The following is a 20,150-nucleotide window of genomic DNA, read 5'->3' on the forward strand; positions in this document are numbered from 1 at the left end:
CCGCCCTGTCATGCCGCCCTGTCCCGCCGCCCCGTCACGCCCCGGCGCTCTCCAGCCGGGCCAGATCGGCGGCCAGCCGGGACGCCCGGCCCTTGGCCGTACGGGTGCGCAGCAGGCCCAGGATGATCAGATAGCGGTCGGTGCGGCCCAGCGCGTCGAAGGCCGCGCGGGCGCGGGGGCTGGCGTCCAGCGCCGCCGCCAGATCATCGGGCTCGGTCGCGTGGCGCTGCGACTCGTACGCCGCGTCCCAGCGGCCGTCCGCGCGGGCCTGGTCCACCTCGGCACGCCCGCCGGACCGCATCCGGCCGGCCGCCTCCAGTTCCGCCACCCGGCGCACATTGACCATGGACCAGTGGCTGCCGCGCCGGCGCGGGGTGATGCGCTGGAGGTAGTGGGTGACGTCCAGGGTGCGCCGCTGACCGGTGATCCAGCCGTGGCACAGGGCCACGTCGTTGACGTCCTCCCAGGTGACCGAGGGCAGCCCGGAGTCCTTCTTGGCGACTTTCACCCACAGGCCGGGATGGGGTGCCGGGTGCGCGGCGAGCCAGGCGTCGAGGGTCTGGGTGGAGGCGAAGGGGAGGGGGGTGGAGCCGTCGGGGGTGGGGGGTGTGGAGGGTACGGGCGTGGGTGTCGTCGTGGTCATGTCCGTACCGTAGGGGGGATGTAGGACAGAACGTGGCCTAGTTCTGGAGGGGGCGCGGGTCAGAAGCCGCCGCCGCCTCCGAAGTCGCCTCCGCCGAAGCCGTCCCCGCCGCCGAAGCCGCCGCCCCCGCCGAAGTCTCCGGGGTCGAAGTCCGCGCCCGAGACATCGCCGCCCTGGTAGCCGCCGAAGTCGCCGTAGCCGGAGCCGTAGTCGGCGGCGTAGGACGGGGTGGCCATGGCGCTGCCGAGGAGGGTGCCGACCAGCAGGCCGGGGAGGAGGCCGCCGCCGAAGTAGCCGCCCGCCCAGGGGCCGTAGGCGGGTCCGGCGTCCCAGTAGGGGCGGCGTCCGGTGGGCGTCTCGACCTCGCGGACCATCGGGGGCTCGCCGTCCTCCAGTTGGGTGCGGTCGGCCGCGCAGACCGGTACCTCGCGGGTGGCGCCGCCGGGCGGGGTCCAGGTGGCGTCGGCGACCGAGGGGCCGTGGCGCGGGTCGAAGAAGCAGGGCGGGCGGCGCTCGGGCGGCGGCTGACCGGCCCGGCGCGCGGCGAGCGAGGCGAGCGCGAAACGGCCGTCCTGGAGGGCCTCGGTGACCCCGCGCACCTCCTCGGGGCGGGTCGCGGCGGCCATCCGGGACTTGGCCTGTTCATAGGCGTCCAGGGCGTGGGTGCAGTCGGCGCGCATGGCGTCGTCGGCGCCGGGTTCGCCGGGGTGGAAGTCGAGGCGGTCGAGTTCCTCGCCGTAGGCGGTGATGTCCTCGTCGACGACCACGGCCAGCTTCTCCAGCGCGGCCCGGCGCTCCTGCTCGTGCCGGGTGCGGTTGCGGCGGACCAGGGCGTACGCGGCGACGCCGCCCGCCGCGAGGACGCCGCCCGCGGTGATCAGACCGGTGGCGGAGACGCCGGTGCCGGTGCCGTCGCCCCAGCTCGCGGGGGCCGTGCCGCCGACATTGCGCAGGGCGTCGTCCACGAAGTCGTTGAGCTGGGCCTTGGCGTCGCCGCTGCCCTGGGCGGCGGTGACCAGGTTGGCCACGCCCTGGCGGCTGAGCACGCTGCTGTCGGCGCGGGCGTCGAAACGGTCGCCGAGCCGGATGCCGTACAGGCCGGTGATGCCGGTGTCGGTGCGGAGGTTCTGGAAGAGGTTCTGGGTGGGGTAGCCGGGCGGGAGGACGGTGACGAAGACCGGTTTCCCGGCGTCCTCGATCTTGTCGGCGAGGGCGCGCGCGTCCGAGGTGGCGAGGATGTCCGTCGCCGCGGGGTCGACGTAGACCGGGCTCTCGCGCAGGGCCGCGGCGACGGTGGAGAGGTCGGCGTCGGCCTGCGCGCCCGGCGCGCCCAGCAGCACCGCCAGCCCCGCCGCGACCGGCACGGCCAGCAGACGTACGGCATTCCGGACGAGAGTGCCCTTGCCCTTCATAGGTACGAACGTACCTGAATGGCGGGTAATCGGGCATTCTCGCGAGGTTCACAAGGGGATCTCCGGCCGGGCCGGAGAGTGGCTCACAGGCCGGGCGAGATGGCGTAGTCGTCGCCGCGCTGGAGGGACTGGAGGCGGCGCTGGCGCATGCCCTGGATGATGTGGTTGAAGTGCTGGGTGCGGGCCGGGCCGGGCGGGACCTCCTTGCGGTGCAGGGCGATGTCGCACAGCAGGCTCTCCAGCGCGCCCAGCTCGTCCCGGCCCAGGTCGGGCTGGAGATAGCTGGTGACGGCGAACAGCCGCAGGATCTCGCCGATCACCTCCCGCTCGCCGTGCCGCCTGATCACGGCCGAGGCGTGCCTGACCCAGTCCCGGTCGCCCATGTGCCGCATCAGCAGCACCGCCATCAGGGCCTGTCCCGGCTGTTCGACGAAGCCGGTGTCGCCGAGCGCCTCGCCGGTCAGCCGGGACAGCTTGCCGCTGGCCAGCACCTGGGACAGCGCCCAGTAGGAGGACAGGACCGGCGAGTACAGCTCGACCCGGCCCATGAAGCTCTCGAACTCCTCCTCGCCGATCTCCTGCCGGTCCAGGACCTCGGCGAGGGAGTCGCGGAAGACGCTGCGGCCGTCGCGGTCGCTCCACTCGGCGGCCATCAGCGCGGCCCGCACCCCGTAGCCGTTCAGGCAGAGCCGCAGGGTCTCGTTCTTCAGCTCCAGATTGCGGACCAGTTCGCTGCTGCGCAGCACGTCGGCGAGGAGATCGAGGGCCTCGACGTACGCCTCGAACTCGGTGGGGTTGAAGCCGGCGCCCTGGCGCTGGTCCTGGGCGAGTGTCTGCATGGCGTCGGCCTGGTCCTGGAGGTCGTCCATCATCACCCGGAAGTCGCCGGGGACCTCGGTCGGCGGGGCGGACTCGTAGGCCAGGTCGGCGGGGAAGAAGTCGTCCAGGGCGGCCTTGGCGTCCTCCAGCCAGCCCTCCTTGGTGGCCAGCACGGAGAACGGGTCGTTGCCGCCGTCGCCGAGGCGTTCGCGCAGGGCCCGGAAGCCCTGGGCGGTGGTGCTCAGCAGATCGGCGTCGTTGCGGCGCAGGGCGGCGGTGTGCCGGATGACCTGGGCGTGGCGCAGGGGGGTGGCCAGCACCAGGTCCTTCAGGTCGGTGGACGCGTCCATCCGGTAGGCGGCCAGCAGCGGGCGGATCATCGGCTGGCAGAAGTGAATGGCGCCGTCCCGTTCGGTGAGCAGCCGCTTGGCTATGAGGGCGTCCAGGACGGCCCCGGGCGGCTCGGACCAGCCGAGGCCCTTGAAGTAGTCCAGCAGGAACTGCTCGGCGTCGATCCGGGGCAGGGAGTCCTGTCCGGTGAGCATCAGATGCTCGTTGACGCAGGCGACGATGTCCCGCAGGGCGAGGAAGTCGAGTTCGAAGCGGCGGTCGACCCGGGGGTCGTCGCGGCCCAGCAGCAGTCCGAGGTAGGACTCCAGGATGGCGGTGCTGTTGGCGCCGGTGGTCCAGTCGCGCTGTCCCGCGGTGGACAGCAGGGCGGCCAGCATCACCGGGGTGCGGGGCAGTCCGCCGCGGGCCAGCAGGTCCAGCATGGCGTTGACATCGGCCTCGGACTCGTCGGGGCGCAGCAGCCGCACCAGCGCCCGCAGTTCCCGGCGCCCGAAGGGGCCGAGGTGGCGGATCCGGGCGGGGCAGCCCTCGGCGGTCATGGCGTCGGAGACGCGGTGGTGGGCGGTGGTGCGGCAGCCCAGGAAGGCGAGGTGCTCGGGGTGCTGGGTGAGGAACTTCAGCAGATGCCGTAGCCGCTTCTCGGAGCGGGGGTCGATGTTGTCGACGGCGAGGGCGAGGCGGGGCAGCGGGTCGCGCCGGCCGAGGGCGATACCGGCCCCGGCGAGCTGGCGGCGGATCTCCCTCTCGACCCCGCTGGGCCCGGTCTCGACGGCCGTGAAGTCGATGACGACGGGCACGTACTGGGGGTCGCCCCGGTAGGCGGAGTGGGCGAGCCACTGGAGGGTGCTGGTGAGTCCGGTGTACTCGTCGCCGACGATCAGGAAGTGGCGGTGCTCGGCGAGGCTCTCGATCATCTCGTCGGCGCCGACCCGGCCCTCCTCCAGGTCCTGGAGCGCCATCCACTGGTCGACGCTCATCCGCAGCAGCACGGGCGGCACCAGCAGCCCTTCCATCGGCAGCTCCTCCCGCTCGGGCCCGAGGATCAGACTCCGCTCGCGGACGGCGTCCACCAGGGTCTCGGCGGCCAGGTCGGCGGGCGCGAGGGGGGCGGGGGGCTCCGGCGCGGCGGCGGGGGCGCCCGGGGTGGTGGCGGTGGTGGGGGTGGTGGGGGCGGCGCCGGTGGTGGACGTGGTGGGGTCGCCGGGTGCCGCGAAGTCGATGTCGAGCCGGCCCCGGGCGACCGCGTTGACGCCGGTGTCGAAGGCGTCCCGGTCGTCGTAGTAGCTGCGGATGTGGACGGTGTAGGCGCGCGGCGCGCGCAGGGCGCGGACGTCGATGACGCTGTAGGCGTTGAGGTAGTTGCGCCACTGGAACAGGGACCCGGCGGCGCTGTGCATCAGGGTGCCGGTGCGGCCCGCGATCCCGGCCGGGTCGACCACATGGACATGGCCGGTGCACAGCACGTCGAACCGGCCCAGCTCGCGGCGGACGTCGGCGCGGTCGAACTCGGCGAGCCAGTCGACGGGGTGGTGCATCGCGGCGAGCTTGAGATCGGCGTCGCCGAGCCGCTCGACGGCCGCGGTGAGCTGCCGGTCGCCGACGATGAGATGGGCCCGGTCGGCGTCGTCCCCGGCGCCGGTGGCCCGCCAGCAGGAGGTGAGGGAGGCGGCGGCGACCTCGGCGGCGCCGACGGTGAAGCGGTGCAGGGTGATCAGCGGGGAGAGGCGCTCGACCGCGGTCCCGGCGTAGTAGGCGTCGCTGAACTCCACCCAGGCGGCCAGCCGGTCGAGCTGGGCCAGCAGGTCGTCCCGGTCGAGGAAGGTGTTGACCTGGTCGCGGTCGGTGAGCCGGGCGCGCAGTCCGGCCTCCTGGTACTCGTTGATCCGGGAGATGTCGACATCGTGGTTGCCGGGCGCGAGGATCATCCGCTCCCGGTCCAGGCCGAGCGTCTCCTGCAAGGGGTCGAGGAGCAGCTCCCGGGCCTGGGCGAACTGCTCGGGCTTGCCGCCGTAGGCGAGATCGCCGCTGAAGACCACGCAGTCGACCGGTGTGTCCGCGTGCTGTTCGGCCACATCCGTGAGGAAGGCCCGCAGCACCTTTTTCTGGTCGGTCTGCCAGTCGTCTCTGGCGTGCAGATCACTGATGTGGACGATGCGCACGGAACACCCCCGGCTTGCCTGTGACGCGGAACAGCTTATGCGGGCCATTGCCCCTCCGGAGGGGGTGTCAAGCACCCCGGACCGCCTCAACTGCCTATGCCGGACGCACTTCTTGACGGTGCGTGGGACAGTGGCGCGAGTGGCGCATACCATGCCCCAAGCACTGGATCGGCCGGGAGGACAGGGACGGGCATGCCGAGGAGACGCAAGGTGGCGGACATGACGGTGTCCGAACTCACCGAACTGGACCGGACGCGCTCCCGGCCGGAGGTGCTGTGGGAGCTGTTCAAGCAGGCGGAGGCCGAGGTCACCACGGCGATCGGCTGGTACCTGGGGCGGCGCAAGGCGCCCTCACGCTGGTCGCGCTCGCTGCGCGCGCTCGCCGGACTGCTCGGGATCGTCGGGACGCTCACCCCGCTGGTGCACGCGGCCGACCCGACGCTGCTCCAGCCGGAGTGGGGCTTCGTGTTCCTCGCGGCGGGCGCGGGGTGTGTGCTGTTCGACCGGATCTTCGGCTTCTCGGCGTCCTGGACGCGGTACATACGGACCGAGATAGCGCTCCAGCAGGTGCTGAAAAAGGCGCAGTCGGACTTCACGCAGGCGTATCTGCGCAGCGGTGAGACGCCGAGCGAGAAGGAGCAGACGGCGCTGCTGGTGGTGATCGAGCGGTTGCGGGGGGACGCGCAGCGGATCATGGAGGAGGAGAGCGCCACCTGGGTGGGGTATCTCTCCGAGAGCATGGAGGAGCTGACGCGGTCGACGTCCTCGGGGTCGGCCCCGCGGGGCGCTGGCGCGGGGCTTTTCCGGCTGGATCGGGTGGCGGGGCGGGATCGGGGGCCCGAGGTGCCTCGGTCGCGGGATTCGGCGATGTAGGGGGACGTGGGGGTGTGGTGCCGGGTGCGGGACGGTGGGGGCTGGTCGCGCAGTTCCCCGCGCCCCTTTCAGGCACGTTGCCCGCAAGGGCGTTTCAGGGGCGCTGGGGGTGCCCCCTCTGGGGGAGGAACTGCGCGATCGGCCCCCACCGACCCGCACCCGACGGCCTACCTCGCCGGTGTCACCCCGGCCCGCAGCAGCCCGTACGTGTACGCGTCCTCCAGGCCCTGCCAGCTCGCGGCGATGACGTTCTCCGCGACCCCCACCGTCGACCACTCCCCCGCCCCGTCCGTCGTGGAGATCAGGACGCGGGTGGTGGACTGGGTGCCGTGGACGCCCTCCAGGATGCGGACCTTGTAGTCCACCAGCTCCAGCTTGGCGAGCTGCGGGTAGATCTTTTCGAGCGCCACCCGCAGCGCCCGGTCGAGGGCGTTGACCGGGCCGTTGCCCTCGGCGGTGGCGACGATCCGCTCCCCCTTGGCCCACAGCTTCACCGTGGCCTCGTTGGCGTGGGTGCCGTCGGGGCGGTCCTCGACGATCGCCCGCCAGGACTCGACCTGGAAGTAGGACAGCGGACCGCCCTCGACCTCGGCGCGCAGCAGCAGTTCGAAGGAGGCGTCGGCGGCCTCGTAGGTGTAGCCCCTCAGCTCGCGCTCCTTGACCCGCTCGACGACCCGGCCGACGAGTTCGCGGTCGCCGCCGAGGTCGATGCCGAGTTCCTTGCCCTTCAGCTCGATGGAGGCGCGGCCGGCCATGTCGGAGACCAGCATCCGCATGGTGTTGCCGACCCGCTCGGGGTCGATGTGCTGGTAGAGGTCCGGGTCGACCTTGATCGCGGAGGCGTGCAGCCCGGCCTTGTGGGCGAAGGCGGAGACCCCGACGTAGGGCTGGTGGGTGGACGGGGTGAGGTTGACGACCTCGGCGATGGCGTGCGAGATCCGGGTCATGTCCCGCAGCCTGCCCTCGGGCAGCACCCGCTTGCCGTACTTCAGCTCCAGCGCGGCGACCACCGGGAAGAGGTTGGCGTTGCCGACCCGCTCGCCGTAGCCGTTGGCGGTGCACTGGACGTGGGTGGCGCCCGCGTCGACGGCGGCGAGGGTGTTGGCGACGGCGCAGCCGGTGTCGTCCTGGGCGTGGATGCCGAGCCGGGCGCCGGTGTCGGCGAGGACGGTGGTGACGACGGCCTGGACCTGGGCGGGGAGCATGCCGCCGTTGGTGTCGCAGAGGATGACGACGTCGGCACCGGCCTCGGCGGCGGTGCGGACGACGGCCTTGGCGTACTCCGGGTTGGCCCGGTAGCCGTCGAAGAAGTGCTCGCAGTCGACGAAGACCCGGCGGCCCTGGGCCCGGAGATGGGAGACGGTGTCGCGGACCATCTCCAGGTTCTCGTCCAGGGTGGTGCGCAGGGCCAGCTCGACATGGCGGTCGTGGGACTTGGCGACCAGGGTGATCACCGGGGCGCCGGACTCCAGCAGGGCCCGGACCTGGGGGTCCTCGGCGGCCCTGCCACCGGCCCGGCGGGTGGCGCCGAAGGCGACGAGCTGGGCGTGACGGAAGGTGATCTCCTGCCGGGCGCGGGCGAAGAACTCGGTGTCGCGGGGGTTGGCACCGGGCCAGCCGCCCTCGATGAAGCCGACCCCGAAGTCGTCCAGGTGCCGTGCGATGGCCAGCTTGTCGGCGACGGTGAGGTTGATGCCCTCCCGCTGCGCACCGTCGCGCAGGGTGGTGTCGAAGACATGGAACGAGTCGTCGCGCTCGCTGGTTTCCGTCATGGTTCAAGGCTCCTGAGATGATGATCGCGGTCTGTACCGGAATGACCGGCTCCACCGTCCCCCTATGATCCCTCGCGCTCCGCCACCGGCTGCGGGTGGGCCAGAAATGCGAAAAACCTCTCGCGGGTGCGAGAGGTCTGCGCGCGGGTCGAGAACGACGGTGGCCGCCTGTACGTGGTCGTACCAGGCGGTCACTGCGGACCGGCGCGCCTGCTGCCAATAATCGTGGCGAACGAGAGCACGGGGGCAGTCTGGCACAGACCGTCCCCGTGCTCACCGTGTGTCTCAGGATGCGGTCAGCGCGTGGCCGTCACGGCCGCACCGTGAAGCCGTCGCCCTCCCCATTGGTGTCGTCGGCCACCAGTCGGGACGAGGTCGAGTACAGGCCGAGGACCCGGCCCCGGGCGGCGAAGTCGGTGGCGGCCGAGTAGCCCTCGGTGAGCGCCCCGCCGCCGATGTCGTCGGTGGCCCGTACGGTCCGTCCGGGGCCGTCCAGCTCGCGGATGTGGATGTTGCCGACGGTCGTCCCGTCCGGCCGCTCGGTCTCGTGGGTGTACGCCAGCCTGCGGCCGTCGGGGCTGAGGAGGCCCCCGCCGAGCCCGCCGGCGCCCTCGTGGGTGATCCAGCGGGTGGTGCCGGTCCGGGCGTCGTACAGATACAGCTCCCAGGTGTACTCGGGCGCCCCGGGCACCACCCGGTCGTCGAAGGAGCCGTACGCCACCCGGCTGCCGTCCGCCGACAGCGACAGGCCCGCCGGTCCGCCGCCGGTCGGCTCGCCGTCCGGGGTGAGGTTGAGCTGCCGCTGCTCGCCGGTGCGCAGATCGGCCAGCCAGAGCTGTCCCGGGCCGCCGCGCGGGTGGCGCGGGACGTAGGCGGCGTGGGTGCCGTCGGCGCTGAGCCGCAGATTCTGGACGTACCAGTCGGCAGGCAGCCGGTCGCTGATCGTGCGTCGCTCGCCAGTGACCCGGTCGACGACATAGGCGCGGGCATGCGGCGGCGCGCCCCCGCCCTCGATCCGGTCCGCCGCCGCGGTGAAGGCGACGAGCCGGCCGTCGGCGGACAGCCCGAGGCCGTCGGAGACGCCGGCCGATCCCCCGTCGGCGGCCACGGTGACCCGCTCGGTCGTCCCGGTCCGCCGGTCGTGCACATAGACGTCGGCGCTGTACGGGGCCTGCGGCACCGGCCAGTCGACCAGATTCGACGCCCGGGTGGTGAAGGCCACGTACCGGCCGTCGGCGCTGAGCCGTGCCGTGTACGTCCCGGCGTCGGCGGGGGTGCCGTCCGATGCCCGGGTGACCCGCTCCACGGTCCCGCGCCGCAGATCCCGTACGAAGACGTCGCTCACCCCGTTGGTGTCGCCGGGCACCACGTCGGCGGCGTCGGAGGCGAAGGCGGCGTGGCGGCCGTCGGCGCTGAGGGCCGGTCCGCCGGAGCCGCCGGTGAGCTGGCCTCCGGTGGCCGACAGAGTGATCCGCTCGGTGCGCGGTGGCGGGGCGGCCGTGGCGGTCGTCGCGGTGAGGGCGAGCGCCGTCGCGGCGATCGTCGCGACGGTCAGTGCGCGCGCAGGTGTGGGCACAGTTCCCCCTGTGTTCCCCGTTGTTCCCCGTGGGGCGCGTGGTCGCCGCGGCCCCGTTCATGGTCGTCACCGAGGGAATCGCACCGCGCGCCGCGCGGTCAATCAGCCGCAACGCGTACAACCCGGACGGCAGTTCAGCCGTCGGGGTCAGCCGGTCCGGCCCAGTGACTCGTCCAGGAACTCCCCGACATGGCCGAGAATCGTCTCCCGGTCGGCGCCGCGCAGTCCGATGGCCACCTGGATCGAGAAGCCGTCGAGCAGGGCCCGCAGCCTGGCCGCGAACCGGTCCGGGTCGACGGCCCGGAACTCGCCGCGCGAGACGCCCTCGGCGAGCAGCGCCACCAGGTCCCGGTGCCAGGCGCCCTCGATGGCCGCCTGCCGGTCGCGGGCGTCGGCGGTGGCGTTCTGCGAGCGGTTCCAGACCTCCAGCCAGAGCGTCCAGTGCGGGTCGCGGTGGCCGTCGGGGACGTAGAGGCCGACATAGGCGTCGAGCCGGGCGCGGGCCGGGGCCTCGCGGGTGAGCAGCCGGGAGCGCTCGGCGCCGAGCCGGCCCTCGCTCCACTCCAGGGTGCGCAGCAGGAGTTCGTCCTTGGAGCCGAAGTAGTAGAGCAGATGCCCGCTGCTCATCCGGACCTCGGCGCCGAGCGCCGCCATGGTGAGCTTCTCCAGACCGCGCGCGGCGATCATCTCCATGGCGGCGGAGAGGACGTCCTCGCGGGGCGGGGCCTGTCGGCGCCCTCGGGGCCCTCCGGCCATGTCCGTGCTCCTCGCTCGCTAGACCCTGGGCTGCTGCTGGGTGATGCAGTGGATGCCGCCGCCGCCCGCGAAGATCGTACGGGCGTCGACCAGGGTGACCGCGCGCTCGGGGAAGAGGCGGCCGAAGAGGGCGGCGGCCTCCTGGTCGCGCGGGTCGTCGAAGGCGCAGAGGACGACCCCGCCGTTGCAGAGGTAGTGGTTGATGTAGGAGTAGTCGGCCCAGTGGCCGTCGGTCTCCAGGGTGGTCGGCGCGGGCACCCCGACCACCTCCAGGGGCCGTCCGGCGGCATCCGTGGCGGCGCGCAGGATGCCGATGACCTCGCGGCTGACCTCGAAGTCGGGGTGGGCGGGGTCGGTCTGGTGGTGGGCGACGACGACCCCGGGCCGGGCGAACGCGGCGACGATGTCGACATGCCCGAGCGTGCCGTAGCCGTACGGGGGGTAGTCGGCGGTGAGGCCGCGCGGGAGCCAGATCGCCTTGCGGGTGCCGAGCATGCCGTGGATCTCGGTCTCGACCTCCTCGCGCGTCCAGCCCGGATTGCGCTCGGGGCCGAGCTGGACGGTCTCGGTCAGCAGGACCGTGCCCTCGCCGTCGACATGGATCGCCCCGCCCTCGTTGACCAGCCGCGAGGCGTAGGTCCGGGCCCCGGCGAGGTCGGCGACATGGGCGCCGATCTTGGCGTCGTGCTCCCAGCGGGCCCAGTGCTGGGCGCCCCAGCCGTTGAACGTCCAGTCCACGGCGGCGAGTCCGCCGCGCCCGTCCGTCAGGAAGGTCGGGCCGATGTCCCGCATCCAGGCGTCGTCCAGTTCGCGTTCGACGGTCTGGATGTCCGGGCCGAGCAGCGCCCGCGCCCCGGCCGACTGTCCGGGCCCGCACACCACCGTCACCGGCTCGAAGCGGCGGACGGCACGGGCGACCGCCGCCCAGGCGATCCGGGCGGCGGCGAGGTCGTCCGGGGAGTCGAAGGTGGGGTTGGGGCCGGGCCAGGCCATCCAGGTGCGCTCGTGCGGGGTCCACTCGGCGGGCATCGAGAAGCCGTCGGCGGCGGCGGACAGGGCAGAGGCAGGCATGGGGGCGGTCCTCACAGGAAGTACAGACGGTTCAGGGAGACGGATTCGGCGGGCGCCGAGCGGATCGGCTCGCCGTCCAGGGTGACCAGCCCGGTCCGCTGGTCGACGTCGACGGCTCCGGTACGGGAGTTGCGCCGCAGGTCGGCAGGGCCGATGCCGCGGGTGTGGCGGACCGCGACCCGGCGGCGCCGGGTGGGCATCCGGTCGGCGCCGAGGTCGAGGGCGGCCCGGGCGACGAACGCCACGGAGAGTTCGGCCGGGGCGGCGCCGTACGCTCCGAAGAGCGGGCCGAGGATCAGGGGTTCGCTGGTGTCGGTGGCGGCGTTGGGGTCGCCGGTCACCCCGTAGGCGGGGAAGCCCGCCTTCAGGACGAGCTGGGGTTTGGCGCCGAAGTACTCGGGCCGCCAGAGCACCAGGTCGGCGAGTTTGCCGGGCTCGATGGAGCCGACCTCGTGGGCGAGGCCGTGGGCGAGGGCCGGGTTGATGGTCAGCTTGGCGATGTACCGCAGGACGCGTTCGTTGTCGTGCCCGTCGTCCGGGGCGCCGAACTCGGCCTTCATCTTCCCGGCCATCGCGAACGTCCGCCGGACGGTCTCCCCGGCGCGGCCCATGCCCTGGGCGTCGGAGGAGGTGATGCCGATGGCGCCCAGGTCGTGCAGCACGTCCTCGGCGCCCATGGTCCCGGCGCGGATGCGGTCGCGGGCCATGGCGGCGTCGCCGGGCAGGTCGGTCTTGAGGTCGTGGACGGAGACGATCATCCCGTAGTGCTCGGCGACGGCGTCCCGGCCGAAGGGCAGGGTGGGGTTGGTGGACGAGCCGATGACGTTCGGGACGCCCGCCATCTTCAGCACGTTCGGGACGTGTCCGCCGCCGCAGCCCTCGATGTGGAAGGCGTGGATGGTCCGCCCTTCGAGCACCTTGAGGGTGTCCTCGACGGAGAGGCACTCGTTGAGGCCGTCGCTGTGCAGGGCCACCTGCACGTCGTGCTCCTCGGCGACGCGCAGCGCGGTGTCCAGGGCCCGGGTGTGCGCCCCCATGTCCTCGTGCACCTTGAACCCGGACGCCCCGCCCTCGGCGAGCGCCTCGACCAGCGGGGCCGGGTCGGAGGACGAACCCCGGCCCAGGAAGCCGATGTTGACCGGCCAGGCGTCGAAGGCGCCGAAGGCGTGCCGCAGGGCCCAGGGCGAGTTGACGCCGACGCCCCAGACCGGGCCGAACTCCTGCCCGATGATCGTGGTGACCCCGGACGCGAGCGACGCCTCCATGATCCGGGGCGAGAGCAGATGCACATGGGTGTCGACGGCCCCGGCGGTGGCGATCAGTCCCTCGCCGGACACGATCGTCGTCCCGGTGCCCACGACCACGTCCACCCCGTCGAGGGTGTCGGGGTTCCCGGCCCGCCCGATGGCCGAGATCCGCCCCTCGCGGATCCCGATGGACACCTTGCGGATCCCGAGCACGGCGTCGATGACGACGACATTGCTGATCACCACGTCACAGGTGTCCCGCACGGCGGCGGCCTTCAGATGCAGCCCGTCCCGCGCGGTCTTCCCGAACCCGGCGAGGAACTCGTCCCCGGGCCGCTGGGAGTCGTCCTCGACCCGGATCACCAGCCCCGAGTCCCCGAGCCGGATCCGGTCCCCGGCCCGCGGGCCGTGCGTGGCGGCGTACTCGTACGGATTCATCGCTCGTCCCCCGGCTCCACTCCGAGATATCCGCAGGCGGCGGCCCGGCGCAGGGCCTCCTCCTTGGCCCCGGGCGCGTCCAGCGCCCCGTCGACCAGTCCGGCGAACCCGATGGCGATCCGGTCACCGCCGATCGGCAGCAGCCCGACCTCGGTGGTCTCCCCCGGCCCGAACCGCACCGACGACCCGGCGGGCACCGCGAGCCGCATCCCGTAGGCCGCCTCCCGGACGAAGTCCAGGCGCGGGTTGGCCTCGAAGAAGTGGAAGTGGGAGGTGACGGAGACCGGGACGGTGGCGGTGTTGGTGACGGTGAGCCGGACGGCCGCCTCCGGATCGGAGTATCCGGCGTGCCCGGTATCCCCTGAGTGCCCGGCGTGCCCGGCGTGTTCCGGACCCGGCAGCAGCGCCCCGGGGGCCTCCTCCCCCAGCCCGCCGCCGATGGGGTCGGTGACCACGGCCAGCCGGGACCCGTCCTCGAACACGGCCTCCACCTGCACCTCGGTCACCACGTCGGCGACCCCCGGCAGCACGTCCCCGGGTCCGAGGACGGCGCGGGCCCGCTCGACCGCCTCGGCCAGCCGCACCCCGTCGCGGGCCGCCTCGCAGACGGTGTCGGCGATCAGGGCGGTGGCCTCGGGGACGTTCAGCCGCAGCCCGCGGGCCCGGCGGGCGCGGGCCAGCTCGGCGGCGCCGAAGAGCAGCAGCCGGTCGCGTTCGGTGGGGGTCAGTCTCATGGCGGGTACCTCCTCGGTGAGCCAGGTTAGAGCATTGCTCTAACGATGGGGAAGGGATGCGGACTGATCCTTGATGGCTTTGCTTGAGTGGCGTTCAAAATAGAGGAGAAAACAAAGAGGCCCGCTCCCCGTCACGGAAGGTGACAGGGGCGGGCCTCCAGGGGATCCTGGCTCTAGCCCAGCGGGTGCATCCAGCCGTGGGCGTCCGTCGCCGTGCCGCGCTGGATGTCCAGCAGGGCGCTGCGCAGCCGCAGGGTCACCTCGCCGGGCTCGCCGCCGCCGTGCTGCCACTCGGTGCCGGCCCGCTTGACCGTGCCGACCGGGGTGATGACGGCGGCCGTGCCGCAGGCGAAGACCTCGGTCAGGGCGCCGCTCTCGGTGTCCCGCTGCCACTGGGCCAGCGAGATCCGGCGCTCCTCGGCGGTGTAGCCGAGGTCGCGGGCGACGGTGAGCAGGGAGTCGCGGGTGACGCCCTCCAGGATGGAGCCGGTGAGGGTGGGGGTGACGATCCGGTCGCCGTAGACGAAGTAGAGGTTCATGCCGCCGAGTTCCTCGACCCAGGTGTGCTCGACCGCGTCGAGGTAGCAGACCTGGTCGCAGCCGTGGGCGGCGGCCTCGGCCTGGGCGAGCAGGGAGGCGGCGTAGTTGCCGCCGGTCTTGGCGTCGCCCATGCCGCCGGGGACCGCGCGGACCCGGTCCTCGGAGACCCAGATGGAGACCGGCCGGACCCCGCCGGGGAAGTAGGCGCCGGCCGGGGAGGCGATGACCAGGAAGAGGTACTCGCTCGCCGGGCGGACCCCGAGCCCGACCTCGGTGGCGATCATGAAGGGGCGCAGATAGAGGGACTCCTCGCCGCCGTGGGCGGGGACCCAGTCCCTGTCCTGCCCGACCAGGGCGTCACAGGCGGCGACGAAGGTCTCGACCGGGAGTTCGGGCATGGCGAGGCGGCGGGCCGAGCGCTGGAAGCGCAGGGCGTTCTGGTCGGGGCGGAAGGTGGCGACCGAGCCGTCGGGGCGGCGGTACGCCTTGAGCCCCTCGAAGATCTCCTGGGCGTAGTGCAGCACCGCGGTGGCCGGGTCGAGCGAGATCGGCGCGTACGGAACGAGCTGTCCGTCGTGCCAGCCGCGGCCCTCGGTCCACTTGATGGTGACCATGTGGTCGGTGAAGTGGCGACCGAAGCCGGGGCTGGCCAGGATCGCCTCGCGCTCGGCCGCGGAGAGGGGGGCGGCGGAGGGCTTGAGCTCGATCGTGGGCGTCGTCATGAGTCGGTTCCTTTGCTTCCTGGCAGGGGCGGGGCAGCTCCGGTCGGCCGAGGTTCGGGGGGTGTCCGGCCGTCATTAGTAGGACGTCCGAGCATCACCTCGTGGCGCGGTCGCTTGTCCGATTATCGCCCGGAGGTGGGGGCGGAAGAAACGGGGTGAAGCGGCCCTGGGGCGATGGTGGCAGGCCCAGGGGTGATGGTGGCACCCCGTTGGGGCAGACGAAAGCCGCCGGGCGCTGACGCGACCCGGCGGCCTGATTCGAGTGATCGAGAGGACCGTGGGGTCAGCCGGTCACCCGTACCGCGAGCGCGTCGCCGATCTCGGCGGTGGAGCGGGCGGGCTTGCCGACCCGGTCGGCGAGGTCGGCGGCGACCGCCTCCTCGATCCGGGCGGCCTCGGCCTCGTGGCCGAGGTGGCGCAGCAGCAGGGCGACCGAGAGCACCGTGGCGCTGGGGTCGGCCTTGCCCTGGCCGGCGATGTCCGGGGCGGAGCCGTGCACCGGCTCGAACATGGAGGGGAAGTCGCCGCTCGGGTTGATGTTCCCGCTGGCGGCGACGCCGATGCCGCCGGAGACGGCCGCGGCGAGGTCGGTGATGATGTCGCCGAAGAGGTTGTCGGTGACGATGACGTCGAAGCGCTCGGGCTGGGTGACCAGATAGATGGTGGCCGCGTCGACGTGCATGTACTCGGTGGTGACCTCGGGGAACTCCGTGGCAACCCGGTTGAAGACATCCGTCCACAGATGACCGGCGAAGGTCAGCACATTGTTCTTGTGGATGAGGGCGAGCTTCTTGCGCGGGCGGGCCTGGGCGCGGGCGAAGGCGTCCCGGACGACGCGCTCGACGCCGAAGGCGGTGTTGACGGAGACCTCGGTGGCGACCTCGTGCGGGGTGCCCTTGCGGATGGTGCCGCCGTTGCCGGTGTAGGGGCCCTCGGTGCCCTCGCGGACCACGACGAAGTCGATGCCGGGCTCGCCCGCGAGCGGGGTGGCCACTCCGGCGAGCAGCTTGCTCGGCCGCAGATTGACATGGTGGTCGAAGGCGAAGCGGAGCTTCAGCAGGAAGCCGCGCTCCAGGACGCCGGACGGCACGGACGGGTCGCCGATGGCGCCGAGCAGAATGGCGTCGTGCTGCTTGAGGGCGTCGAGGTCGGCGTCGGTGAGGGTCTCACCGGTGGCGTGGTAACGCCGGGCGCCGAAGTCGTACTCCTTGGTCTCCAGCTTCACATCCTGCGGAAGGACGGCGGAGAGGACCTTCAGGCCCTCGGTCACGACTTCCTGGCCGATGCCGTCACCGGGGATCACTGCGAGATTGATGCTGCGAGACATGCGGGCACCCTACCCCTCGTCCCATGGGATGACACGGTACGTCCGCGATACGGACAGCGGGGTGGGTGTTCCGGCCATCCGTCACCGGCCGTTCACCCCGATGCGTTGCGGCCGTCGGCCGGTGCTGGGAACTTCACCGCCATGGAGACCCCCGACTTCGGCATTCCGCCCCGGCTGGCCGCCCGGCTGAGCATGGCGGAGCAGCACGCGTATCTGCGGTCCCGGCTCTCCCGGCGCCGGGCGCTGGTGACGGCGGGCATGGTGGCGGGGGGTGCGGTGGCGGGGGGTGCGCTCACGGGCTGCGGGGCGGGCGGGTCGCCGGACCGACCGGGCGCGTCACGGTCGTCCGCGTCAGGGCTGGCCGCGTCCCCGGTGTCCGGTGCGGCCGTCGTACCCTTCGGCCGGCATCTCGCCCTGGGCGACGACCCGCGCACCGGGATGCGGGTCTCCTGGCAGGTCCCGGCGCCGGTGCGGGGACCGTATCTGCGGCTGGGCAGCCGCCCGGACGACCTGGGCGGGCGGACGCCCGCCGAGGTGCGCGCCCTGAACACCCCGGAACTGAGGGGGATCCGGGCCGCCGTGGAGCAGTACTACGTCCACGCCTCCCTCACCGGACTGCTCCCCGGCACCACCTACTACTACGGCGTCGGCCACGAGGGCCTCGACCCCGCCGACCCCGCCCACCGCGCGACGATCAGCAGCTTCCGCACCGCCCCCGTCACCCCGGGCACCTTCACCTTCACCGCGTTCGGCGACCAGGGCGTGGGCGAGGCCGCCGCCGCGGGCGGCCGGGTGCTGCGGGGCGCCGACCCCGCCTTCCACCTCCACGCCGGGGACCTCTGCTACGCCAACCCGACCGGCCGGGGCACGGCCGGGGACACCTACGACGCCACGCACTGGGACCTGTTCCTGAAGCAGAACGAGCCGGTGGCGCGGTCGGTGCCCTGGATGGTGACGACCGGCAACCACGATATGGAGGCGTGGTACTCCCCCGACGGCTACGGCGGCCACCTGGCCCGCTTCTCCCTCCCCGGCACCGGCTTCGACCCGCGCTCGGCGCCGGGGGTGTACTCCTTCGTCTACGGCAATGTCGGGGTGATCGCCCTGGACGCCAATGACGTCTCCTACGAGATCCCGGCGAACCTCGGCTGCACCGACGGCCGCCAGACGGCGTGGCTGGCGCGGCGGCTGAGGGAGCTGCGGGCGGCGGACGGGGTCGAGTTCGTCGTGGTCTTCTTCCACCACTGCGCCTACTCCACCTCCTCGCACGGCTCGGACGGCGGGGTGCGCGCGGAGTGGGTACCGCTCTTCGCCGAGCACCGGGTGGATCTGGTGATCAACGGCCACAACCATGTCTACGAGCGCACCGACGCGATCCGGGACGGCGAGGTCGGCCGGGCCGTGCCCATCGGCGGGCGGACGGACCCGGTCCGCGACGGGACCGTGTACGTCACCGCAGGTGGCGGCGGCAAGGATCTGTACGGCTTCCCGGCGGGCACCCCGGAGAGCTACGCCGGGCACGTCCACGACACCGAGTCGGTGCCCGCCCTGCGCTGGACGCGGTCACGGGACACCCCGCAAGAGCGGGTGGAGTGGTCGCGGGTACGGTACCGGGGCTTCTCGGTGCTGTCGGTGACGGCCCACGCGGGCGCCTCACCCCGCCTGGAGGTGACGGCGCTGAACCACGAGGGCGAGCGCGTCGACGCCTTCGAGGTGCGGCGGGGCGGCTAGGGGCTGTCGTTCGGATCGTCCGGGCGCGTCGCGGGCCCTGGAGGGCTGCGGGCTCTCAGTGTCCGGTCTGGCCGCCGTTGTCCCGGCGGTCGAGGGCGCGCTGGAGGGCCGCGGCGGCGTTCTTGCGGTCCGACTCGGTGGTGCGGGAGTGATGACGGACACGGCGGCGGGCGGTCGTCTCGGCCATGGGGGTTCGACTCCTTGAGAAGTGCGGGAGCGCGGATGAGAGTGCGAGACGCCGGAGGGCGGGGAGCGTCGGCCACAGGGGTTGCCTGTACGGGGCCGGCTCACGACCGCCATTCGCTGGATCGAGCGATTCGTTCGGCTCCTACCAAGCTAAGGGAGCGAACCGCCGCTGTCTCCACAATTACTCGGACTTCCTACTATCTGAGACGCGACGATCGATCATCCACGGCTGACCTGCACCGATACCCGCCTCAGCGCCCTGTGGACCAGAGCACATCCCGGTCCCGCCAGTCGAAGACCAGCTCGTCGCCCTCGCCGCCGGGGCCCGCCCCCGCCCCCCGCACGAACACCGCGCCCTCCTCCTCCCGGAACCGGACCACCTAGTCCGGGCCCGCCGCGCTGATCCGCCCGCCCCAGACCCGCCGGCCCCGGGCCGCGTACAGCAGCGCCCCGTCGTCGCCGGCGCCCAGCGCGCCGAAGTCGTGGGCCCGGTCGATCACGCCCTCCAGGGCGGCCATGATCCGTCCGCCGAGCCCGGTCCGCCGTGCGTCCCGGCGCACCGCGACCCCCTCGACATACCCGACCCGGCGCCAGCGCCCGCCCGCGCGCACCCGGCGCAGCACCACCGACCCGTGCGCCACGGGCCCCCGCCCGTCCACCACCACGGCGTGCATCCCGCCCAGCGTGTGGTCCCAGTCCTCGTCGGTGAAGTCCCCGTCGAAGACGTCGGTCAGCAGGGCGTGGACGGCGGCCAGCTCGACGGGGGTGAGGCCGGAGGTATGGACGAGGCATACGGAGGGGGTCATCCCCTCAGTATTCGCGCCCCGGGCATCCCGCTCCAGGCGTTTGTGGAGGGTGCCGCACCGCCAGCCCCTCCAGCGCCCGCCGGAACCCCTCCGGCTCCTCGATCCACGGCAGATGCCCGGCGTCGGGGAACACCACCCGACGCACCCTCGGCAGCGCGGCCTCCAGGGAGTCGACGGCATCGCGCGGACGGATGTCCTTCGCCCCGTCGACGATCAGCACGGGGACGTCCAGCGCGGCGCAGGCGGCGCGCAGCTCCGGGGTGCCCCAGGTGCGCCGGGCCTCCTCATTGAGGGCGTGATTGCAGGCGTGGTTGACGCCGAACCAGGGGTCGGTGAGGGCCAGGGCGAGCGCGTGGCCGGCGGGGCTGGGGCCGCGGTCGGGGGCGGGGGCGGGGGCGGAGCCGTGTTCGGGGGCGCGGTCGGTGAAGTCCAGGGCCCAGCGGAGCGCCGCGTACTCGCGCTCCTCCTCAACGGTGAGGTCGTCGCGGTCCATGAGCGCCTCGAAGCGGTCGGTGCGGGCGGGGTCGGCGGCGAGCCCGGTCGCAAAGTTCGCCTTGTAGCGGCCCTGCCAGTCCGCCACCGGTCCGATGCCGGTCCCGGAGACGTACACCAGCGTGCTCACCCGCTCCGGGTGGGCGAGCGTGTAGGCCAGCGCGAGCTGGGCGCCCCAGGAGTGCCCGAGGAGGGCCGTGCGCTCCAGCCCGAAGTGCGCGCGCACGGCGTCCAGATCGGCGACGAACCGTGCCAGGGTCCAGGGCCCGGCGCAGCGCTCGGAGCGACCGCAGCCGCGCTGGTCCCAGCGGATGACGGTGGCGAGGTCGCCCAGCGCGGTGGCCAAGGGGCCGAACATGTCCCAGAGGCCGGGGCCGCCGTGGACGAGGATCAGCGGCGCGGCGCCCGTGCCCGACCGGGCCGCCCAGAGCCGTACGCCGTCGTCGGTCCGTACCGGACCGGTTCCCGTGGAGGTCATGGGGGGGGTCTTCCCCG

Annotated in this window: 15 protein-coding genes and 1 pseudogene; 2 read left to right on the top strand and 14 right to left on the bottom strand. The window is 73.0% G+C overall.

Annotated elements, in window-relative coordinates; translation table 11 throughout:
• Positions 1 to 34: 34 nt before the first annotated feature.
• The 3 genes from AB0O01_RS23950 to AB0O01_RS23960 form a co-directional block, all read right to left on the bottom strand.
• Positions 35 to 643 carry a YdeI/OmpD-associated family protein gene (locus AB0O01_RS23950; RefSeq protein ID WP_365316266.1) on the bottom strand — a complete coding sequence of 203 codons (609 nt, stop codon included), beginning with the start codon at positions 641 to 643 and terminating at the stop codon, positions 35 to 37.
• Between the two features lie 59 nt (positions 644 to 702).
• Complete coding sequence (locus AB0O01_RS23955) at positions 703 to 2,055, bottom strand: hypothetical protein (protein WP_365316268.1); 1,353 nt, start codon at positions 2,053 to 2,055, stop codon at positions 703 to 705.
• 83 nt (positions 2,056 to 2,138) lie between these two features.
• Entirely contained in the window at positions 2,139 to 5,384 is a 3,246-nt protein-coding gene (locus AB0O01_RS23960; protein ID WP_365316270.1) for a metallophosphoesterase, read from the bottom strand.
• A 219-nt stretch (positions 5,385 to 5,603) separates the two neighbouring features.
• Here AB0O01_RS23960 and AB0O01_RS23965 point away from each other — a divergent pair, with 219 nt between their 5' ends.
• Complete coding sequence (locus tag AB0O01_RS23965) at positions 5,604 to 6,257, top strand: SLATT domain-containing protein (protein WP_365316272.1); 654 nt, start codon at positions 5,604 to 5,606, stop codon at positions 6,255 to 6,257.
• 167 nt (positions 6,258 to 6,424) lie between these two features.
• On the opposite strand, the gene cimA is transcribed toward AB0O01_RS23965, so the two are convergent.
• From cimA to AB0O01_RS24005, 8 genes are all read right to left on the bottom strand, one after another.
• On the bottom strand, positions 6,425 to 8,029 hold the full coding sequence (gene cimA / locus AB0O01_RS23970) for a citramalate synthase (RefSeq protein ID WP_365316274.1): 1,605 nt from the start codon (positions 8,027 to 8,029) through the stop codon (positions 6,425 to 6,427).
• Positions 8,030 to 8,339: 310 nt separating this feature from the next.
• Positions 8,340 to 9,605, bottom strand: a complete 1,266-nt coding sequence (locus AB0O01_RS23975) for a hypothetical protein (protein WP_365316276.1) — start codon at positions 9,603 to 9,605, stop codon at positions 8,340 to 8,342.
• Between the two features lie 147 nt (positions 9,606 to 9,752).
• Positions 9,753 to 10,361 (bottom strand): TetR/AcrR family transcriptional regulator, encoded by a 609-nt coding sequence (locus AB0O01_RS23980; RefSeq protein WP_365316278.1) that lies wholly within the window; start codon positions 10,359 to 10,361, stop codon positions 9,753 to 9,755.
• An 18-nt stretch (positions 10,362 to 10,379) separates the two neighbouring features.
• Entirely contained in the window at positions 10,380 to 11,432 is a 1,053-nt protein-coding gene (locus tag AB0O01_RS23985) for an agmatine deiminase family protein (RefSeq protein WP_365316280.1), read from the bottom strand.
• 11 nt (positions 11,433 to 11,443) lie between these two features.
• Positions 11,444 to 13,117: an urease subunit alpha gene (locus AB0O01_RS23990; RefSeq protein WP_365316282.1), complete on the bottom strand. Its 1,674-nt coding sequence runs from the start codon at positions 13,115 to 13,117 to the stop codon at positions 11,444 to 11,446.
• Positions 13,114 to 13,851, bottom strand: coding sequence for an urease subunit gamma (ureA, locus tag AB0O01_RS23995; RefSeq protein WP_365316284.1), 738 nt, complete (start codon positions 13,849 to 13,851; stop codon positions 13,114 to 13,116). The genes AB0O01_RS23990 and ureA overlap by 4 nt, the downstream gene beginning before the upstream one ends.
• Before the next feature lie 173 nt (positions 13,852 to 14,024).
• Positions 14,025 to 15,113: a branched-chain amino acid aminotransferase gene (locus AB0O01_RS24000; protein WP_365316286.1), complete on the bottom strand. Its 1,089-nt coding sequence runs from the start codon at positions 15,111 to 15,113 to the stop codon at positions 14,025 to 14,027.
• A gap of 283 nt (positions 15,114 to 15,396) precedes the next feature.
• Positions 15,397 to 16,440 (bottom strand): 3-isopropylmalate dehydrogenase, encoded by a 1,044-nt coding sequence (locus AB0O01_RS24005; protein ID WP_365316288.1) that lies wholly within the window; start codon positions 16,438 to 16,440, stop codon positions 15,397 to 15,399.
• 141 nt (positions 16,441 to 16,581) lie between these two features.
• Between AB0O01_RS24005 and AB0O01_RS24010 the strand changes: the two genes are divergently transcribed.
• Entirely contained in the window at positions 16,582 to 18,171 is a 1,590-nt protein-coding gene (locus AB0O01_RS24010; RefSeq protein ID WP_365316290.1) for a metallophosphoesterase family protein, read from the top strand.
• 55 nt (positions 18,172 to 18,226) lie between these two features.
• Here AB0O01_RS24010 and AB0O01_RS24015 read toward each other — a convergent pair whose 3' ends face one another.
• The 3 genes and pseudogenes from AB0O01_RS24015 to AB0O01_RS24025 form a co-directional block, all read right to left on the bottom strand.
• Entirely contained in the window at positions 18,227 to 18,358 is a 132-nt protein-coding gene (locus AB0O01_RS24015; protein ID WP_355743993.1) for a hypothetical protein, read from the bottom strand.
• Between the two features lie 250 nt (positions 18,359 to 18,608).
• Positions 18,609 to 19,163: pseudogene (locus AB0O01_RS24020) on the bottom strand (GNAT family N-acetyltransferase).
• Between the two features lie 4 nt (positions 19,164 to 19,167).
• Positions 19,168 to 20,133, bottom strand: coding sequence for an alpha/beta hydrolase (locus AB0O01_RS24025; protein ID WP_365316292.1), 966 nt, complete (start codon positions 20,131 to 20,133; stop codon positions 19,168 to 19,170).
• Positions 20,134 to 20,150 lie beyond the last annotated feature (17 nt).

The sequence above is a fragment of the Streptomyces sp. NPDC093252 genome, assembly GCF_040683675.1.
Taxonomy (GTDB): domain Bacteria; phylum Actinomycetota; class Actinomycetes; order Streptomycetales; family Streptomycetaceae; genus Streptomyces.